The sequence below is a fragment of the uncultured Modestobacter sp. genome (assembly GCF_947486615.1).
Classification (GTDB): Bacteria; Actinomycetota; Actinomycetes; order Mycobacteriales; family Geodermatophilaceae; genus Modestobacter.
Window position 1 is genome coordinate 96,735 of the sequence record NZ_CANKUD010000014.1, and the last position, 14,869, is coordinate 111,603.

The 14,869-nt window shown below is 75.9% G+C and carries 12 protein-coding genes; 8 read left to right on the forward strand and 4 right to left on the reverse strand.

What is annotated here, in order from left to right; all coding sequences use genetic code 11:
* From Q1A09_RS20530 to Q1A09_RS20540, 3 genes are all read left to right on the forward strand, one after another.
* Window positions 1–1,467: an IniB N-terminal domain-containing protein gene (locus tag Q1A09_RS20530; protein ID WP_299959493.1), complete on the forward strand. Its 1,467-nt coding sequence runs from the start codon at window positions 1–3 to the stop codon at window positions 1,465–1,467.
* 163 nt (window positions 1,468–1,630) lie between these two features.
* Window positions 1,631–3,484 carry a dynamin family protein gene (locus Q1A09_RS20535; RefSeq protein ID WP_299959496.1) on the forward strand — a complete coding sequence of 618 codons (1,854 nt, stop codon included), beginning with the start codon at window positions 1,631–1,633 and terminating at the stop codon, window positions 3,482–3,484.
* Window positions 3,481–5,010: a dynamin family protein gene (locus Q1A09_RS20540; RefSeq protein WP_299959499.1), complete on the forward strand. Its 1,530-nt coding sequence runs from the start codon at window positions 3,481–3,483 to the stop codon at window positions 5,008–5,010. The genes Q1A09_RS20535 and Q1A09_RS20540 overlap by 4 nt, the downstream gene beginning before the upstream one ends.
* Here the strand turns inward: Q1A09_RS20540 and Q1A09_RS20545 are convergent.
* On the reverse strand, window positions 4,990–5,577 hold the full coding sequence (locus tag Q1A09_RS20545; RefSeq protein WP_299959502.1) for a hypothetical protein: 588 nt from the start codon (window positions 5,575–5,577) through the stop codon (window positions 4,990–4,992). The genes Q1A09_RS20540 and Q1A09_RS20545 overlap by 21 nt on opposite strands.
* Before the next feature lie 256 nt (window positions 5,578–5,833).
* Between Q1A09_RS20545 and Q1A09_RS20550 the strand changes: the two genes are divergently transcribed.
* The 3 genes from Q1A09_RS20550 (at window position 5,834) to Q1A09_RS20560 (ending at window position 10,875) form a co-directional block, all read left to right on the forward strand.
* A complete protein-coding gene (locus Q1A09_RS20550; RefSeq protein ID WP_299959505.1) occupies window positions 5,834–6,958 on the forward strand; it encodes a glycerate kinase in 1,125 nt (374 codons plus the stop codon).
* A 142-nt stretch (window positions 6,959–7,100) separates the two neighbouring features.
* Window positions 7,101–8,870: a serine/threonine-protein kinase gene (locus Q1A09_RS20555; RefSeq protein WP_299959508.1), complete on the forward strand. Its 1,770-nt coding sequence runs from the start codon at window positions 7,101–7,103 to the stop codon at window positions 8,868–8,870.
* A gap of 94 nt (window positions 8,871–8,964) precedes the next feature.
* Window positions 8,965–10,875 (forward strand): SpoIIE family protein phosphatase, encoded by a 1,911-nt coding sequence (locus Q1A09_RS20560; RefSeq protein ID WP_299959512.1) that lies wholly within the window; start codon window positions 8,965–8,967, stop codon window positions 10,873–10,875.
* Between the two features lie 10 nt (window positions 10,876–10,885).
* On the opposite strand, the gene Q1A09_RS20565 is transcribed toward Q1A09_RS20560, so the two are convergent.
* Window positions 10,886–11,209, reverse strand: coding sequence for a hypothetical protein (locus Q1A09_RS20565; protein ID WP_299959515.1), 324 nt, complete (start codon window positions 11,207–11,209; stop codon window positions 10,886–10,888).
* Window positions 11,206–12,243: a hypothetical protein gene (locus Q1A09_RS20570; RefSeq protein WP_299959518.1), complete on the reverse strand. Its 1,038-nt coding sequence runs from the start codon at window positions 12,241–12,243 to the stop codon at window positions 11,206–11,208. Before Q1A09_RS20570 ends, Q1A09_RS20565 begins: the two co-directional genes overlap by 4 nt.
* A gap of 204 nt (window positions 12,244–12,447) precedes the next feature.
* Between Q1A09_RS20570 and Q1A09_RS20575 the strand changes: the two genes are divergently transcribed.
* Window positions 12,448–13,725, forward strand: a complete 1,278-nt coding sequence (locus Q1A09_RS20575; RefSeq protein WP_299959521.1) for a competence/damage-inducible protein A — start codon at window positions 12,448–12,450, stop codon at window positions 13,723–13,725.
* 7 nt (window positions 13,726–13,732) lie between these two features.
* Here the strand turns inward: Q1A09_RS20575 and Q1A09_RS20580 are convergent, their stop codons facing one another.
* Complete coding sequence (locus Q1A09_RS20580) at window positions 13,733–14,284, reverse strand: GNAT family N-acetyltransferase (RefSeq protein WP_299959524.1); 552 nt, start codon at window positions 14,282–14,284, stop codon at window positions 13,733–13,735.
* A 66-nt stretch (window positions 14,285–14,350) separates the two neighbouring features.
* On the opposite strand from Q1A09_RS20580, the gene Q1A09_RS20585 reads away from it, so the two are divergent.
* Window positions 14,351–14,746, forward strand: a complete 396-nt coding sequence (locus Q1A09_RS20585) for an SRPBCC family protein (protein ID WP_299959527.1) — start codon at window positions 14,351–14,353, stop codon at window positions 14,744–14,746.
* The last annotated feature ends 123 nt before the right edge of the window (window positions 14,747–14,869 follow it).

Here is a 14,869-nt window from a genome sequence, read left to right on the forward strand (position 1 = left end):
ATGACCACTCTCGCGAGCTCGCTGCTCGACTTCATCCTCGACCTGCTGCGCGACCCGGCTGCGGCCGAGGAGTTCCAGGCCGACCCCGAGCAGGCCCTCGCCTCGGCCGGGCTGGACGACGTCTGCGCCGCCGACGTGCACGCCGTGATGCCGATGCTGGCCGACTTCGCCCCCGTGGGCGTCGGCGCCGCCGGGATCGCCCACGCCGCCCCGGCCGGCCACACCGCCCCGGCCCCGACGCACACCGCGCCGGCCGAGAAGCCCGACCACGACAAGCCCGACCACTGCGAGGACGACCACGCCAAGCCCCCGGCCGAGGGCGCCCCGGCGATCGAGCACCTCAAGTACATCCAGACCAACTACACCTACACCTCGACCACCACCATCGACGCCTCGCACAGCGTCTGGGCCGGCGAGGACGTCTACCAGGTGTTCGGCGAGGACATCGTGGTCGCCACCGGTGGCAGCGTGGCCGCCGGCGACGACGTCGAGAAGGCGCTGGTGGACAACAGCACCAACACCGACAACAGCGTCGACATCGACGGCTCCTTCAACGTCGACGACTCGTACAACAACGAGGACTCCAACAACGTCGACCTCGACGTCAGCAACTCCGGCAACACCGTGGAGGGCGACGGCAACGCCGTCGGCGAGGGCAACTCGGTCGACAACTCGGACAACTCCGACCACTCGGACAACTCCGACAACTCCGACAACTCCACCAACGTGTCGGTCGACATCAAGGACGCGCTGAACGGCAACACCCTGGCCGGTGGCGACGTGCACAACGGCGACAACGTGCACACCGACGTCGACGTGGACGACGTCATCGTCGGCAGCGGCAACATCGTCGGCGACGCCAACGTGGTCGGGAACGCGACGGACAACTCCGACAACTCGGTGAACGACTCGTACAACGACAACTCCGACAACTCGGTCGACGTCGAGGACTCGTTCAACGACAACTCCGACAACTCCGACAACTCGGACAACAGCGACAACTCGGACAACTCCACGAACGTGGACATCGAGGACTCGTTCCAGGACAACTCCGACAACTCGGACAACTCCGACAACTCGGTGAACACCGACGTCGACGTGGACGTCGAGGACTCGTTCAACGACAACTCCGACAACTCGGACAACTCGACGAACACCGACGTCGACGTCGAGGACTCGTTCCAGGACAACTCCGACAACTCGGACAACTCCGACAACTCGACGAACACCGACGTCAACGTCGAGGACTCGTTCCAGGACAACTCGGACAACTCGACGAACACCGACGTCGACGTGGACGTGGACGACTCCTTCAACGAGGAGACCGTCGAGGTCGAGGACTCGTTCAACAACGAGCCGGTCGTCGTGGAGGTCGAGGACTCCTTCAACGACAACTCCCAGGAGTACACCGACTACTCCGAGAACGTGGTCGTCGAGCTCCCGGTCGAGGAGGACGCGCACGTCTGACCCGAGGACCCGGTCCCGGCGGCGGCGTCCCCGCCGCCGGGACCGACGTCGGTCGTGCCCGGCCCCACCGCTCCTGAGCACAGGGAGCGGCGAGGCCGGGCACGTCGGCGTCCGAGGTGGCACGGTGCACGTGCGGCGACGGGGCCGGGGAACGAGGGGTGGCATGACGACACCGACCAAGCAGGCGACTCCACCGATCAAGCTGCTGGACGGCCTGCTCGCGGCGGCGGGAGCCTGCGAGCGGCCGGACCTGCAGCGCCGGCTGGAGGCCGCCAAGCGGCGCACCCAGAGCCCGACGGTGCGGGTGCTGGTGGTGGGGGAGCCGAGCCAGGGCAAGAGCACGCTGGTCAACGCGCTCGTGGGCGCGCCGGTGTGCGCCGTGGGGCCGGGCACGCCGACCCGCGTGCCCACCGTCGTCCGGGAGGGGACGACGGCGGCGGCCGCGCTGGTCTACGCCGACCGCTCGGCCGGTGGTGACCTCGCGGACGCACCCCTGGAGCGGGTGCCGGTCCCGGTGACCGAGCTGCCCGCCCGGGCCGCCGCGGCCGCCGCGGCACCGACGGTGGACGGCGGTCGGGCGCTGCTGCGCGCCGAGGTCGAGCTGCCCCGGCGGCTGCTCACCGGCGGTCTGGAGCTGGTCGACACGGCCGGGGTCGGTGGCGTGGGCACCGGCGCGGAGCTGGCCACCCTCGAGCTGCTGCCCAGCGCCGACGCCGTCCTGCTGGTCAGCGACGCCTCGCAGGAGTTCACCGCGCCGGAGATGACGTTCCTGCGGCAGGCCGCGGCGCTGTGCCCGACGGTGGCCTGCGTCCTCACCAAGACCGACGCCTGCCCGGACTGGCGGCGGATCTCCGACCTCGACCGCGGGCACCTGGCTGCCGCAGAGGTGGTCGCACCGGTGTTCACCGTCTCCTCGGTGCTGGAGGTGCTCGCCGTCCAGCGCAAGGACCGGGAGCTGCACGAGGAGTCCGGGTTCGGGGCGCTGGCCACCCACCTGCGGCGCGAGGTGGTCGACCGGGCCGAGACCCTGGCCCGCCGGTCGCTGGTGCACGACCTGCGCTCGGTGGCCGACCAGCTGACCCTGGCGCTGCGCAGCGAGCTCGCCGGCCTGCAGGACCCGGCCCGGGGGGAGCAGCTGGTCCAGGAGCTGGAGCAGGCCCGGGAGGCGGTCGAGGACCTGCGGCGGCGGTCCTCCCGCTGGCAGCAGGTGCTCGGCGACGGGGTGACCGACCTGATGGCCGACATCGAGTACGACCTGCGCGACCGCAGCCGGGTGGTGACCCGGGAGGCCGACGCGGCGATCGACGCGCACGACCCCGGCCCGCTCTGGGACGACTTCGCCGACTGGCTCGACCGGCGGGTCGCCGGCGCGGTCGCCGAGAGCTTCGTGTGGGCGACGCAGCGGTCGGAGTGGCTGGCTGCGCAGGTGGTGGAGCAGTTCACCCGGGACGGCGGGGGTGCCCTGCCCGAGCTCCAGGTCGGGGACGGTGGCGACGCGCTGGGCGCCCTGGTCGACCTGACCGACATCGACCGGGGCCAGCTGAAGGTCTCCCAGCGGGTGCTGATCGGGATGCGCGGCTCCTACAGCGGGGTGCTGATGACCGGGCTGGTGACCAGCCTGGTCGGGATGTCGCTGATCAACCCGATCTCCCTCGGCGCGGGGCTGGTCATCGGCAGCAAGGCCTACCGGGACGACAAGGTCGTGCGCCGGCAGCGCCGTCAGGCCGAGGCGAAGGCGGCGGTGCGCCGGCACCTGGACGAGGTGGTGTTCCACGTGGGCAAGCAGCTCAAGGACCGGCTCCGGGTCGTCCAGCGCACGCTGCGCGACCTGATCACCGACACGGTGGAGGAGATGTCCCGGACGCTCGCCGAGGCGCACCGCACGGCCCAGCGGGCGGCGAAGACGGCCACCGCCGACCGGGCCACCCGGATCCGTGAGCTGCGGGCCCGGCTGGAGGAGGTCGAGCGGCTGTCGGCGGAGGTGTCCCGGCTGGCCGGGGTCGGGGTGGCGGCGTGAGCGCCGGGGTCGGGCAGGCTCCGGGCCGGACGCTCCCCGACGACGTCCGGCACCTGCTGGACGACGCGCTGGAGGTCTACCGGGACGTGCCGGCGGCGGTGGGCCGGCTGCGCGCCTCCCGGGAGCGGATGGACGAGCCGCTGCGGGTGGCGCTGGCGGGCCGGGTGAAGGCCGGGAAGTCGACGCTGCTCAACGCGCTGGTGGGGGAGCGGATCGCCCCCACCGACGCGGGGGAGTGCACCCGGGTGGTCACCTGGTACCGGCGCGGCCCGGTGCCGCGGGTGGTGCTGCACGGCGTCGACGGCGCCCACCGTCCGCTGCCGGTCCGCCGGGTGCGGGGTGAGCTGCGTCTGGAGCTGGCGGACGCCGCGGTCGACCAGGTGGAGCGGCTGGTGGTCGACTGGCCGGCCGCCGGGCTGGGGACGGCGACGCTGATCGACACCCCGGGCATCTCCTCCCTGTCGGTGGAGAACAGTGCCCGCACCGAGGCGTTCATCGACGCCGGTGACCAGGTCTCCGGCGCGGACGCGGTGGTCTTCCTGACCCGGCAGTTCCAGCCGGCCGACCTGAGCTTCCTGGCCGCCGTGCAGCAGGCCTGCGGCGGCCTGGCGACGACCACGCTGTCGGTGCTCTCCCGGGCCGACGACGCCGGCGGCGGTCAGGTGGACGCACTGATCGCGGCCGGGCAGCTGGCCCGGCGCACCGCGGAGCAGCCCGCGGTGCGCGCGCTGAGCGCGAACGTGCTGCCGGTGGCGGGCCTGATGGCGCTGGGCGGGCGCACCCTGCGGCACGGGGACTTCGTCGCCTTCCGGGCGCTGGCCCGCGCCGACCGCTCCGACGTGGAGACGATTCTGCTCACCGCGGACCGGTTCCGCCGGCCCGAGGTGCCGGTGGACCTCTCCGCGGAGGTGCGGGTCGGCCTGCTGGAGCGGTTCGGCCTGTTCGGCATCCGGATGGCGGTGGCGCTGCTGCGCACGGGGGTCACGGACGCCCCCACGCTCGCCGACCAGCTGGTGGCCCGCAGTGGGCTGGGTGAGCTGCAGCGCCTGCTGGCCGTGCAGTTCACCGAGCGCGGCGACCAGCTCAAGGCGGCCACCGCGATGCGCCTGCTGGAGCGGCTGCTGCGGGAACGGCCGGTCAGCGGCGACGGCGAGCTGTGGGCCGGCCTGGAGCGGGCCCGGACGGCGTCGCTGGACCTGGTGGAGCTGGACCTGCTTGCCCGGACGCGGTCGTCGGACGGGCCGTTCCCCCCGGACGTGCGCGAGGACGCCGAGCGGCTGCTCGGGGCGCACGGCTCCGGGGTGGCGGCCCGGCTGGGGCTCGGACCGCAGGCCACCCCGGCCGAGCTGCGCGCCGCCGCCGCTGCGTCGCTGGCCCGCTGGCAGGCGCACGCGGCCGACCCGCTGGCCAGGAGGGCGACGGTGGATGCGGCGGAACTGCTGGTGGAGGAGGCCGAGACGCTGCTGCTGGGGCTGGTCACCGACGAGGACGGCGAGGAGGTCGGATCAGCCGCGGGGTTCGTGTGACCAGGCACGCGAGGCCGGCAGGAGGAGCAGCACCACGGCCACCGCGATCAGGCCGCCCTGGGCGATGGCCGCGATCCGGTCGATCTCCGGGCCACCGGCGAGCAGGTCCTGGGCGAGCACGTCGACCACGGAGGTGAGCACGCCCAGCACCAGGAGACCGCGGCCCCACCCCGAACGGCGTCGCAGGTAGAGCACCAGGCAGAGGGCGCCGAGCACGGTCAGGGCGGCCAGCGGCCCCAGCACGGCCAGCACCGTGGTGTCCGCTCCCTCGCGGAGCAGGTCCTCCTCGGCGGTGGGGTCGGCGGCACCGGCGGAGTCGACCAGTCGCTGCCGCAGGTCGGCCAGGTCCAGCGCCGCGGTGCCGAGGGCGACGAGCCCGGCCAGCGTGGCGGCGCACCACGTCCACGCCGCCGCCCGGACCGTCCGGGGTGCCGGCGGCACCACGTACGGCGTCGGCGGGGCGAGGTCACTGCTCGTCGGCGGCCGGGGCGGTGGTGGAGGCAGGCGCCGGGGTCCACCGGTCGCCCGGCCGGGAGCCCGCATCCCGGCGGCGTCCGCCTCGGTCATCCGTCCTCCGTCCCTCCGGCCGGTCCCGGCCCACATCTGTGTCGGACCCTGACACCCGGACCGGGACCGGTGGGGGGTCGGTCGGCGCACGGGGGCGGCGAGACCAGGTGTCGGCGCCTTTGTGTCACGGGACGATTTCTTTCAGTGATCGATCTGCGCGGCTGGGTCGGGATCCGGCAGCCGGCCGCGACCAGCGGGTCGGTGATCGGGAGACACGCTGCGCTCTCGCTGACGGCCGGGGTCCTAGGGTCGCCCCATGCGCTCCGACCGACGACGGCCGCTGCGGGTGGTCATCGCCCCCGACTCGTTCAAGGGCACGCTGGACGCCACGGCGGCTGCCGATGCGCTGGCCGCGGGCTGGCGGCGCGAACGGCCCGACGACGAGCTGGTCACCGTGCCGCTCGCCGACGGCGGCGAGGGGACGCTGGATGCGCTCGGGCACGACCTGCCGGCCGAGTGCTGGCGCTCCGCCGCGGTCACCGGCCCCGACGGCGGCCCGGTCGACGCCGCCTGGCTGCTGCTCCCCGACGGCACCGCGGTGGTGGAGATGGCCCGGGCCGCCGGCCTTCCCCTGCTGCGCCGGGCCGACCCCCTGGGCGCCACGACCCGCGGGCTCGGCCAGCTGCTCGCCGCGGTCGTCGCCGATCCCGCCGTGCACCGGGTGATGCTGACCCTCGGCGGGTCGGCCACCACCGACGGCGGCACCGGGGCGCTCGCCGCGCTGGGCGCCCGGTTCCTGGACGCCGAGGGTGCCGACCTCCCGCCGGGTGGCGGCGCGCTGACCCGGCTGGCCCGGGTCGACCTCGCCGGGCTCGTCCCCCCGCCGGACGGCGGGGTGCAGTGCCTGGTCGACGTCACCGCGCCGCTGCTCGGGCCGTTGGGCGCGGCCGGCCAGTTCGGCCCGCAGAAGGGTGCCACGCCCGACCAGGTGGCCGTGCTCGACGACGCCCTGGCCCGGCTGGCGGACCTGCTCGGTGGCGACCGGGAGGCGCCCGGCGCCGGGGCGGCCGGGGGGACGGCGTACGGCTTCGCGGCCTGCTGGGGGGCGGAGTTCGTCAGCGGTGCCCGGGCGGTGGCGGCCGCGGCCGGCCTGGACGACGCGCTGCGGGACGCGACGCTGGTGGTGACCGGGGAGGGGCAGTTCGACGCGCAGTCGCTGCGCGGCAAGGTCGTCGGTGACCTGGTGGACCGGGCGGGGACCGCAGGCGTGCCGGTCGCCGTCGTCGCCGGCCGGGTGGACGCCGCCGGGGACCTGCCGGTCGCCCGGGCGCTCTCCCTCACCGACCTGGCCGGATCGGTCGCCGGGGCGATGTCCGACCCGGCTCGCTGGCTGGCCGCGGCGGGGACGCAGCTGGCTCGGGAACAGTCCGTCACACTCTGACGTTGCCGGGGTCGGTCGTGGTCTGCCGAACGCATGTGTACGAGCGCCCTGAGGGGGCATCCTCTCCCTCGGTGTGCCCGCCACGGTGTCGGCTGCCTGGGCACCGACCGGACGAGGACGCAGGACGAGGGGACGACGCACAGTGGTGGAGCCCACGAGGAGGAGCCTCGGGAACCGCTACGAGCTGCTGACCCTGCTGGCCGCCGGCGGCATGGGGCAGGTCTGGCGCGCGGAGGACCACCTGCTCGGCCGGCCCGTGGCGGTCAAGGTGCTGCGCAGTGAGTACACCGGCGACGAGCTCTTCCTGGCCCGCTTCCGTGCGGAGGCCCAGCACGCAGCCGCGCTGAGCCACCCGAACATCGCCGCCGTGTACGACTACGGCGAGGAGCCGGCGATCGACGGCTCGGGCGAGCACCTGGCCTACCTGGTCATGGAGCTGGTCGAGGGCGAGTCGCTGTCGGCCGTCCTGGCCAGGGGCAGCGCGCTCACCGCGGACCAGACGCTCGACGTCCTCCGGCAGACCGCATCGGCCCTGGCGGCCGCCCACGACGCCGGCGTGGTGCACCGGGACGTCAAGCCCGGCAACGTGCTGGTGCGCGAGGACGGCACCGTCAAGATCACCGACTTCGGCATCGCCTGGTCCGCGGGCAGCGTGCCGCTGACCCAGACCGGGCAGGTCGTCGGTACGGCGTCCTACCTCTCCCCGGAGCAGGCCGCCGGCGCCCACGCCACCCCGGCCAGCGACGTCTACGCCCTGGGCATGGTCGGCTACGAGTGCCTCACCGGGCACCGCGCCTTCGACGGCGACAACTCGGTGGCCATCGCCCTGCGGCACCTGCGCGACCAGCCCGAGCCGCTCCCCGAGAGCATGCCGGTGGCGGTGCGCACCCTGATCGAGCGGGCCCTGGTCAAGGACCCGGCCCAGCGGTACCCCGACGGCAGAGCCGTGGTCGACGCGATCGACGAGGTGCTCGCCGGCCGCCAGCTGCCCCCCGTCCAGCGCACCGACACGCAGAGCTTCTGGTTGCTCCCCGCCCCGGCCGCCTACACCGAGGGTGGTCCGGCGACCGACCCGGGCACGCCCGCCGCCGGCCGCCGTCGGCCGGTCGGCCGCGTGCTGGTCCCCCTGGTCGCGTTGCTGGCCGGCGCCGGGATCGCCGCCGGGGTGATCCAGGCCCTCGCCCCGACCGGGACGACGCCGACCGCCGCCGCGGTCGAGGTGCCGGGCACGGTGACCGCCACGCCGGACTCCCTGGTGCTCGACGCCGACGACTACCTGGGCCGCCCGGTCGGCGCGGTCCGCACCCAGCTCGAGGCGATGGGGCTGCTCGTCGAGGTGCAGGCGGTGACCACGGACGAGTTCGCCCCTGACTCGGTGGTCGACGTGGCCCCGCTGTCGGCGCGGCTGGAGGCCGGGGAGACCGTGCTGCTCAGCTACGCGGTGGCACCCAGCGACAGCCCGGCCCCCAGCTCCGAGGAGGCGGACGTCCCGGCGGTGGCGGTCGTCCAGTCGCCGCCGGACACCTCCGCACCCGCGACCAGCTCCAGCGCCGCACCCAGCAGCACCCCCACCCCGGAGCCGGCCGACTCCCCCAGCGAGGAGCCGACCACCCCCGTCGACCCGACGGACGGGACCGGCGACGAGGTCACCCCGCCACCGGCCGGAGACGGCTCGGGTGACGAGGACGAGGACGGCGACGACGGCGGGACCGACGACGGGGACGCCGGCGACGGGGAGACCGACGACGGCTCCGGGGCCGGCGACGGGACGGGTGGCGGCAACGGCAACGGCGCGGGTGGCGGCAACGGCAACGGCGCGGGCAACGGTGCTGGGAACGGTGCGGGCAACGGCAACGGCAACGGCAACGGCAACGGCAACGGCAACGGCGACGGCGGCAGCGACGACGGCTGACCGGAACCGCCCGGTGACGCCTGCCCCCCGGTAGGGTCCGGCCGATCAGTCCGGCTGCACCGTCGCAGCGGGACCGTGGACGGCGCGAGGTGTCGTGGACGCAGTGGGGGAGAGCGCACCCGGCGGGACGCCGCCGTCCGTTCCTGTCGAGCTCGAACGGCCCGACCACGCGGCGGTCTTCGCCGCGATGCCGACCCCGTACCTGGTGCTCACCCCCGAGCTGGTCATCGCCGACGCCAACCCCGCCTACCTGTCCGTCACCGGGCGGACGCTGGCCGAGCTGGTCGGCCGCCCGCTCTTCGACGCCTTCCCGGGCAACCCCAACAGCGTGGACGCCGACGGCGGGGCCGGGAAGATCCGGGCCTCCCTGCAGCGGGCCCGGGACACCGGCCGGCCACAGACGATGCCGGTGCAGGAGTACGACGTCCCCGACGGCGCCGGTGGCTTCCGCAAGCGGTTCTGGAGCCTGATCAGCGTCCCGGTGCTGGACGGTGACGGGCGCTGCTGCCACCTCCTGCAGCGGGCCGAGGACATCACCGACTACGTGCGGGAGCAGGCGATCGATGCCCACCCCAGCGCGCAGGGCAAGAAGTGGCAGCGCCGGGTGCTGCAGGTGGAGAGCGACCTGTTCGCCCGCGGCGCGGAGCTGCGTGCGGCCCGCGAAGCGGAGGCCGACACCGCGAACCGGCTCGCCGCGCTCTCCGACGTGGCGCTCGCCCTGGGGCAGGCCGACACGCTCGACGAGCTCGCCCGGGTGGTCACCGACCGCGGCCTGGTCGCCCTGGGGGCCTACGGCGGGGCGGTGGCGGTCTGCGAGGGGGACAACGGGCTGCGGATCGTGCTCACCCGGGACCTGGGGCCCGCCGACGCCGGCGTCGACACGCTGCTGCGGCTGGACGCCGGGTACCCCGGCTGCGTGGCCGCCCGCACCGGGGAACGCGTGCTGCTGCCCGACCCGGCGGCCAGCGTCGCCTTCTCCCCCGAGCTCGCCGCGCTGATGACCGACACGTTGGCGCAGGCCTGGGCGGCCGTGCCACTGGAGAGCGGTGGACGGCGGATCGGCTCGTTGAGCGTGGCCTGGGACCTCCCCCGCACGCTGGACGAGGGGGAGGTCCAGCTGCTCCTCGCCCTGGCCGCCCAGTGCGCCCAGGCCCTCGAGCGGATCCGGGCCCGGGACGCCGAACGGGCCCAGCACGCGGTGGTCCAGGGCATGGCCGAGGCGCTGCAGCGCAGCCTGCTGACCGAGCCGGCCCAGCCCGACCACCTGGAGGTCGCCGTCCGCTACCTGCCGGCCGCCTCGCTCGCCCAGGTCGGCGGCGACTGGTACGACGCCTTCCTGCTCGGCGACGGCCGCACCACGCTGGTCATCGGGGACGTCACCGGGCACGACCGGCACGCCGCCGCGGCGATGGCCCAGGTGCGCAACGTGCTGCGCGGCGTGGCGCACAGCATGCTCGGCTCACCGGCGGCCGTGCTCAGCGCGCTGGACCGGGCGATGCAGGACCTGGCGGTCGACGCGCTGGCCACCGCCGTCCTGGCCACCGTCGAGCAGGGACCGGCCGAGGCCGCGGCCGGCCGGCGGCTGCTGCGCTGGAGCAACGCCGGCCACCCACCCCCGTTGCTGATCGGCCCCGACGGCGGCGTCGTCGTCCTGGAGCGGGACCCGGACCTGCTGCTCGGGCTGGACCCGGCGGTGGAGCGCACCGACCACACCCTGCTGCTGGAGCCGGGCACCACGGTGCTGCTCTACACCGACGGGCTGGTCGAGCGCCGGGGGTCGACGCTGGACGAGGGCACCGCCTGGCTGGTGGAGGTGGTCGGCGCGTGCGGCGGGCGGCCGCTGGACGAGCTGTGCGACCGGCTGCTGGCCGAGCTGGCCGGGTCGGTCGAGGACGACGTGGCCCTGCTGGCGGTCCGGGCCCACCCCGTGGACCGTCCCCGACCGCCCGAGGCCGGGCCGGAGCGGCTGCCGCCGGCGCACACCGCCCGGGGCGGGCGCCGCTGAGCGGCCGACGTCAGGCGACCGGCCGGCGGGGCAGGACCTGCCGCCCGGCCGCCCTGCCGGCCAGCACCAGGCAGGCGGCCGCGGCGGCCAGGGCGAGCCGGCCGGGGGAGGCGTCCAGACCGCCGAGCAGCACCCCGATCCCGGCGGCGACCACCGCGGCGGTGAGCAGCTGGTCCCGGCCCTGCTGCCAGCCGGCCACGGTGAGCAGCACCGCGGCGACGACGAGGACCCGGGCCGGGTGTGCGGCCCCGGCCAGTTGACCGGACCAGGACAGCCCGAGGGCGCCCGCCGCGCAGACCGCCCCGGCGAGGAGCCAGCCCCCGCCGCGGGTCACTCGCCGCGGCCCGGGGACAACCACAGCGCGGCCGCCCCGGCGCCCAGGGCGGCGGTCAGCCAGAAGCCGCGGTCGCTGGCGACCAGGGGCAGGGCGACCAGCACCCAGGAGGCGGCGAGGGCGGTCAGGCCGCCGGCGGCGACCCGCCACGCCGTCCGCACCGAGAGCGCCTGGCCGGCCAGCGGGGCGAGGAAGGGCACCAGCAGCAGGACGACGCCGACGGTGGCGAACGTCGACCAGGTGGGCACGACCTCCCACAGCGACTGGTTGCCGAAGTCCAGCACCAGGCCCAGCTGCAGCAACACCAACGACAGCCCGACCAGCCCGGCGCCGACCAGCAGGGTGCGGTCCCGGACGGCGGTCAGCGCCGACCGGCGGCCGCCGCCGGCCGGGGCGGCGGGCGGCAACCCGGTCGCGGTCGCCGGCCCGGGGGCCGCCGGCGGCGGCTCGGCGACGGAGGGGTCGCCGGCGACACCGGGGCCCAGGTCGACCGGTGCGGTCACCTGGCTGGTGTCGTAGGAGGGCTGGTAGGGCTCGTAGGGCTGGGCCGCAGCCGTCTCCGGGGCCGCCGTGGGCTGCCCGGACACCGACGGCTGCTCGCTGTGGGCCGGGGAGCTGTGGGTCGGGGTGGTCTGCGTCGGCGCGCTCTGGGCGGCGATCGGGCCGGTGGCCGGGTGTCCGGCGGTCACCGGCCGGTCGGCTCCCGTCGTCCCGGCCGGCCCCGGCACGGGCGCCGTCGCGCTCTGCTGCCACTCCCCGGGCTGCCAGTCGCCGCCCTGCCCCTCGCTGCCCTGCCACTCACTGCCCGGCCATGGACCCGGCTCGGCGTCGCCTTCCGGCTGCTGGTCGGTCGCCTGCTGCGCCGGCTGTGCCTCGGGGCGCTGGCTGGGTGGCAGCAGGATCGACTGGGTGCGCGGGTCCTCCGACGGGGACGCCGCCGTGCTGCCGGTGCCGGTCGCTGCGGTGTCGTCGCCGTCCGTGCTCGGGTCGTGGTGCGGCTGCGGTTCGGGGATCGGCGGGTGCGGCTGGCTCACGGGTCCTCCTGGTGCAGGGGCTGACGGGGCGGTGCAGTGACCGACGGTGCGGTGCCGACGGGCGGTGCGGTGGCCGACGGCGTCCGCGGAAGTGGTCGCCCCGGGCTGCGGACGCACCGGCAGGGTCCTGGTCACGGTAGCGGCGGTGCCCCGGCCGGGTCGTCGTCCCGCGCCGTCGGGGCGGCCGCCGCCTAGGGTCGGGCCGTGACAGTGCGCGCGGGGATCGTGGTCACCGGCACCGAGGTGCTCACCGGGCGGGTGGCCGACCGGAACGGCCCGTGGCTGGCCGAGGCGCTGCGGTCGATGGGCGTCGACGTCGGCTCGGTGGTGGTGGTCGGGGACCGCCCCGACGACCTGCGGGCCGCGCTCGCCTTCCTCGCCGGCAGTGGCGTCGACCTGCTCATCACCACCGGTGGGCTGGGCCCGACCGCCGACGACCTGACCGCCGAGGTGGTGGGCGGCTTCCAGGGCCGGCCCTCGCAGCTGGACCCGGCGCTGGAGCGGCGGATCGCCGACGTCGTCGAGCGGCTCACGGCGATGCGCGGGTGGGACACCCCACCGGAGGCGGCCGCGGCCGGGATCGCCAAGCAGGCGATGGTGCCCGCCGGCGCGACGGTGCTCGAACCGGTCGGGACGGCGCCGGGGCTGGTCGTCCCGGTGGCCGAGAGCCGGTCCGGCCCGCCCGTGCTCGTGCTGCCCGGCCCGCCGGTGGAGCTGCAGGGCATGTGGCCGGCGGCGGTGGCGGCCGGACCGGTGCGCCGGGCACTGGCCGGGGCGACCGAGCTCCGCCAGTCGACGCTGCGGCTGTGGGGCACGCCGGAGTCCGAGCTCGCCGCCACGCTGCGCCGGGTCGAGGACCAGCTCACCGGCCTGGAGGTCACCACCTGCCTGCGCGACGGCGAGCTGGAGATCGTCACCCGGTACGCCCCGGAGGCCGAGGCCGCCCACGGCCGGCTGACCGCCGCGGTCGAGGACGACTACCCGGACACGCTGTTCAGCCACGGCCCGACGGTCGACGAGCTGGTGGCCACCCTGCTGGACGAGCGCGGCTGGACGGTCGCGGTGGGTGAGGCGGACACCGGCGGGCTGGTCACCGCCCGGCTCACCCGCGCGCCGGGGGCGTCGCGGCGGGTGCTCGGCGGGGTGGTCGCCTACGCGAACGAGGCGAAGGAGCAGCTGCTGGGCGTGCCGGCCACGGTGCTCGCCGAGCACGGCGCGGTCAGCGCGGCCGGGGCGACGGCGCTCGCCGAGGGCGCCCGGCGGCGGTTCGGCGCCGACCTGGGCATCGGGGTCAGCGGGATCGCCGGGCCGGGCGGGGGCACCGCGGCCAAGCCGGTGGGCACCCTGCACCTGGCCCTCGCCACCCCGGCCGGCACCACCACGGCCGCGCACCGGCTCCGCGGGGGCCGGGACGCCGTCCGGGAGCGGGCGACGACCCTGGTGCTGCACGAGCTGAGGCAGCTGCTGTCGGCGGCCGGCTGAGCGCAGTTCAGTCCTCCCAGCCGACCACCCGGCTGCGGCGCTCGACCAGCAGGACGTCGTGCCAGGTGGCCCGGCCGTCGACGATGCGGCGGCCGACCCGTTCCCGCCGGCCCAGCACCCGGAAGCCCAGCCGCTCGTGCAGCGCCAGGCTGCCGGTGTTGGCCGGGAAGACCGCCGAGCGGATGGTCCAGATGCCGTCGGCCTCGGTCGAGTCGACCAGCCCCTGCAGCAGCAGTCGGCCCGCGCCGCGCCCCTGCGCCCCTGGCGCGACGTAGACCGAGTGCTCGACCACGCCGGCGTAGGCCTCCCGCGGTGACTCGCGGCTGCAGGCGACCCAGCCGAGCACCGCGCCGGAGCCGTCGGTGGCCACGTGCCGGTGGCCGGGCAGCCGGGTGGCGTCGAACGCCGTCCAGGACGGCGGCTCGGTCTCGAAGGTGGCCAGGCCGGTGGCGATCCCGGCGGCGTACACCTCCCGGACGGCGGGCCAGTCGGCGGCGGTCATCGGCCGCAGGGTGAGCGGAGACGAGGTGCGGAGGACGGGTGGCTGCACGGTGTCCATGATCGGCGTCCCGCCCGGGCAGCCGGGCGGGGGTTCCACGTGGAACCAGCCGGGCACTGACCCTCGGTGACCTCGTTGACGCTGCACGCCACCGGCCCGGTCGACCCCGCCGAGGTCTGGGACCGCTACCTGCGCCCGGCCCGCTGGCCGGAGTGGTCCCCGCAGATCAGCCGGGTGGAGGCAAGCGCCGCCGAGCTCGTCCCGGGGATGTCCGGCCGGGTGTACGACCCGCTGCGCACCTCGGTGCCCTTCGTCGTGGACGAGGTGTCCGCCGCCGAGCGGCGGTGGGCCTGGCAGGTCGTCGTCGGCCCGACCCGGCTCGGCCTGCTGCACTGGGTGAGCCCCGGCCCGGACGGCGGGACGACGGCGGGCCTGCGGATCAGCGGGTTCGCCCCGCTGGTGGTCGGCTACGCCCCGCTGGCGCTGCTCGCCCTCAAGCGGCTGGTCACCGTCGCCACCTGAGCCCGTCGCCCTGGGCCCGTCGCCCTGGGCCCGTCGCCCTGGGCCTGTCGCGCCTGGGCCCGTCGCGCCTGGGCCCGTCGCGCCTGGGCCCGTCGCGCCTGGGCCCGTCGCGCCTGGGCCCGT